This is a genomic window from Polaromonas sp. (assembly GCF_030682935.1).
Lineage (GTDB): Bacteria > Pseudomonadota > Gammaproteobacteria > Burkholderiales > Burkholderiaceae_C > Polaromonas.
Genome location: NZ_JAUXNA010000323.1, coordinates 1 through 4,097, shown reverse-complemented (window position 1 = coordinate 4,097; position 4,097 = coordinate 1). Strand labels below are relative to the sequence as shown.

Here is a 4,097-nt window from a genome sequence, read left to right as displayed (position 1 = left end):
ACCGACATGCCCAAGGATGGTTTTCGTCAGCACTTCGCGCTCGTCATCCGAAAGCAAAAACTGCTCCGAAAAGTTCGCCAGAATGCACAGGCCGTTGGCGCCCGCGTCGATCATGAAATCGACGCAGCGCTTCTGGCTTTGCAGATCAAGCGCCCCGCTTTCGGTGAACGTGGTGGGCACCACGGGGAAAACGCCTTTGTAGCGCGGAGTCTTTGGTGGCGTCATAGGGGTCGCTTTAAATCAGCAGGGTTTGCACGGTCAGGACAGGGTTGAACGCATGACGCATTTTTGGCATTTTTAGTGCGAATGCCTGGGCACTTCAGCGCCGCGACAGCCGAGCAGAAAATCGAAATCACAGCCTTCATCGGCCTGCAACACCCGGTCAATGTACAGCTGCTGGTAGCCGCCCTTTGTCGGCGCTGCTGGCTTGGCCTGCAATTCAGCCTGGCGCTGCGCGATTTCGGCGTCGCTGATTTCCAGGTCCAGCTTGCCTGCATGACTGTCGAGAGCGATCCAGTCGCCGTCACGCACAATCGCCAGCGGCCCGCCGGCCGCCGCTTCGGGCGCCACATGCAGCACCACGGTGCCGTAGGCGGTGCCGCTCATGCGGGCGTCCGAGATGCGCACCATGTCGGTGATCCCCTGCGCCAGCAGTTTGGGCGGCAGGCCCATGTTGCCGACTTCAGCCATGCCGGGATAGCCCTTGGGGCCACAGTTCTTGAGCACCATCACCGAGTCGGCATCAATATCCAGGTCCGGGTCGCCGATGCGCGCCTTGTAGTGGTCGAAATCCTCGAACACCACCGCCTTGCCCCGGTGCTTCATCAGCGCAGGCGTGGCCGCAGAAGGCTTGAGCACCGCGCCGCGCGGCGCCAGGTTACCGCGCAAAATGCACATGCTGCCGTCTTCGACCAATGGCTTTTCCAGCGGCCGGATGACTTCATCGTTGTAGATTGGGGCGTCCAGCACGTTGTCCCAGATCGACTTGCCGTTGACCGTCAGCGCATCCTTGTGCGGCAGCAGGCCGCCCTCGCCCATGCGACGCAGCACGCCCGGCAGACCGCCCGCGTAATAAAAATCTTCCATCAGGAAGCGACCCGACGGCTGCAGATCGACCAGCGTCGGCGTGCCCTTGCCCACGTGGGTCCAGTCTTCCAGTTCCAGCGGCACGCCGATGCGACCGGCAATGGCTTTCAGGTGAATCACCGCATTGGTGGAGCCGCCAATGGCCGCATTGACGCGAATGGCGTTCTCAAACGCTTCGCGCGTCAGCACCTTGGACAGCTTCAGGTCCTCCCACACCATGTCCACAATGCGCATGCCTGACATGTGCGCCAGCACGTAACGGCGCGCATCCACCGCCGGAATGGCGGCGTTGTGCGGCAGCGAGGTGCCGAGCGCCTCGGCCATGCAAGCCATGGTGGAGGCCGTGCCCATGGTGTTGCAGGTGCCCGCCGAGCGCGACATGCCGGCTTCGGCCGACATAAATTGGTTCAAGGTGATTTGCCCCGCCTTGACCGCTTCATGCAGTTGCCAGACCACGGTGCCGGAGCCGATGTCACGGCCTTCGTGCTTGCCGTTGAGCATCGGGCCACCGGTGACGACGATGGTGGGGATGTCGCAACTGGCGGCGCCCATCAGCAAAGCGGGCGTGGTCTTGTCGCAACCGACCAGCAGCACCACCGCGTCCATCGGGTTGCCGCGAATCGACTCCTCCACATCCATGCTGGCCAGATTGCGTGTCAGCATGGCGGTGGGTCGCAAATTGGATTCGCCGTTGGAGAACACCGGAAATTCGACCGGGAAGCCGCCCGCCTCGGAAATGCCGCGCTTCACATGCTCGGCAATCTTGCGAAAGTGCGCGTTGCAGGGTGTCAGTTCAGACCAGGTGTTGCAGATGCCGATGATGGGCTTGCCCTGGAATTCATGGTCCGGAATGCCCTGGTTCTTCATCCAGCTGCGGTACATGAAACCGTTCTTGTCGCTGCTGCCGAACCAGGCGGCTGACCGCAACACACGGTTTTTTGGGTTGGACATCTTGTCTCCTTGATCTGATAGCTATGACGTTTTGCAGGATCTTAGGGACTTGCACAATGCAAAACAAATGAATAAATTCAAGTAACCGATACAATTTTATATATCGATTATCCAGACTGCAATTGCGATTAATCCCATGACCAACAGCCCCCTCAGCGACACAGGCCTTGCGCGGCGAGTACGCACCCAGCTCAAAACCCGTCAGATGTTTTTGTTGATTGCCCTGGACGAGGCGCGAAACATTCACCAAGCCGCCAGGGAAACCAACATGAGCCAGCCCGCAGCATCAAAGATGCTGAAGGACATTGAAGAGCTCTTCGGCGTGCCTTTTTTCGAGCGGCTGCCGCGCGGCATCCGGCCGACGCTTTATGGCGAAACGATGATCCGCCATGTGAGGATGGCACTCGCCAACCTGTCGCAAGGGCAAGATTCGATTGCAACGCTGCAGGCTGGACTGTCGGGGCAGGTCAACATCGGTGTGATCATCACATCCTCCATGACGCTGGTGCCCCAGGTGATCGTGCGCACCAAGGAAGAAGCCCCAAGGCTTTGCATCGGCGTCCAGGTTGACACCAGCGATGTGCTGCTGGAGCGACTCAAGCGCGGGCAACTCGATTTTCTGATCGCACGAATCCTGGAGCAGGAGGATGAGTCGAACTTGCTGTACGAAGACCTGTCGGAGGAAACCGAGTGCGCGGTGGCGCGCATCGGACATCCCATGCTGGCGCGCAGCGACCTCACATTGAAAGACCTGGCCGCAGCCAGCTGGATACTGTCGCCTCGCGGCAGCATTCTGCGCCACCGGTTTGACATGATGTTTCGCCGTATTGATCTGGAAACGCCGTCCAACGTGGTTGAAACCACTTCGATGTCGGTTATCAAGAGCCTGCTGCAGCAAACCGATTTCCTGCATGTAATGCCGGTGGAGGTCGCACGTTATTACGTGCAGTCAAGCGAGTTAGCGATTCTGCCCATCGAACTTCCCTGCAAGATGGACAGCTTCGGCATCATCATGCGGCGCAATCATTTGCCGTCACCTGGCGCGAACCTGCTGCTGAAGCACGTGCGAGCCATCGCGGCGCAAATCTATTTAACCGGAATGGGTCGATAAATTACGGAGAACGGTAGGGATAGCAGGCCACTCCGCTCGGCTACACTTCCCCTCCCAGGAGAGAGTTTTCACCGTGAAAACCGCCGAAGGCGCATGTGACACCCCCAATGGTGCATTGAACGCTCAGGCAAAAGGACTGGCAACCGCCCCCCAGCGCACGACGCCGGGAGGCGTTCCCTACTGGAGAGAGGCCGTTTTCAAAGCGGCCCACCGAAGGAGCAACCCTGCATCGCCAGGCGAATCTCTCAGGTAAAGTGGACAGCAGGGGCAGCCCATGGTTTTTGACCATGGATTCATGTATGCCCTTCCGGAAAACGCCATGTCCGATACACCTTCCCACGCCCCTGCTGCCACGGCAGCGCCTCTTCTCAAAACGCCGCTGCACGATTTGCACCTTGAGCTGGGCGCGCGCATGGTGCCGTTTGCCGGCTACAGCATGCCGGTGCAATACCCTGCGGGCCTGATGGCCGAGCACCTCCACACACGCCAGGCGGCCGGCCTGTTTGACGTGTCGCACATGGGCCAGTTGCGCCTGGTCGGGCCGGGCGCTGCCGCCGCACTCGAAAGCCTGATTCCCGTGGATGTGATCGATCTGCCCGCGGGCAAGCAGCGCTACGGCCTGCTGCTCAACGACGAAGGCGGCATCATCGACGACCTGATGTTCGTCAACCGTGACTATGCGAACGGCGGCGACATCTTCATCATCGTCAACGGCGCCTGCAAGGCGGGCGACATCGCGCATATCCAGTCAAAAATTGGCAGCCGCTGCGACGTCATCCCTTTGCCCGAGTTGGCGCTGCTGGCGCTGCAGGGGCCGCAGGCCGTCACCGCCCTGCAACGCCTGGCGCCCGGTGTTGAGAAGCTGGTCTTCATGAGCGGGGGCCGCTTCACGGTGGCGGGCTGCGACTGCTTTGTGACCCGCAGCGGCTACACCGGCGAGGACGGCTTT

Annotated in this window: 3 protein-coding genes, 1 pseudogene and 2 riboswitches; of the genes and pseudogenes, 2 read left to right on the top strand and 2 right to left on the bottom strand. The window is 60.4% G+C overall.

Annotation, left to right across the window (positions count from 1 at the left end; genetic code table 11):
- Positions 1 to 225 (bottom strand): dihydrodipicolinate synthase family protein (locus Q8K05_RS14900; RefSeq protein WP_305247412.1); only part of this gene is annotated, 225 nt, incomplete at its 3' end.
- Positions 226 to 297: 72 nt separating this feature from the next.
- Positions 298 to 2,037, bottom strand: coding sequence for an IlvD/Edd family dehydratase (locus Q8K05_RS14895; RefSeq protein ID WP_305247411.1), 1,740 nt, complete (start codon positions 2,035 to 2,037; stop codon positions 298 to 300).
- Between the two features lie 136 nt (positions 2,038 to 2,173).
- On the opposite strand from Q8K05_RS14895, the gene Q8K05_RS14890 reads away from it, so the two are divergent.
- Both Q8K05_RS14890 and gcvT read left to right on the top strand, forming a co-directional pair.
- Positions 2,174 to 3,148, top strand: a complete 975-nt coding sequence (locus Q8K05_RS14890; RefSeq protein ID WP_305247410.1) for a LysR family transcriptional regulator — start codon at positions 2,174 to 2,176, stop codon at positions 3,146 to 3,148.
- A 45-nt stretch (positions 3,149 to 3,193) separates the two neighbouring features.
- Positions 3,194 to 3,297: riboswitch (glycine riboswitch) on the top strand.
- 21 nt (positions 3,298 to 3,318) lie between these two features.
- Positions 3,319 to 3,420, top strand: a riboswitch (glycine riboswitch).
- A gap of 47 nt (positions 3,421 to 3,467) precedes the next feature.
- Positions 3,468 to 4,097: pseudogene (gene gcvT / locus Q8K05_RS14885) on the top strand (glycine cleavage system aminomethyltransferase GcvT); the annotation flags it as partial.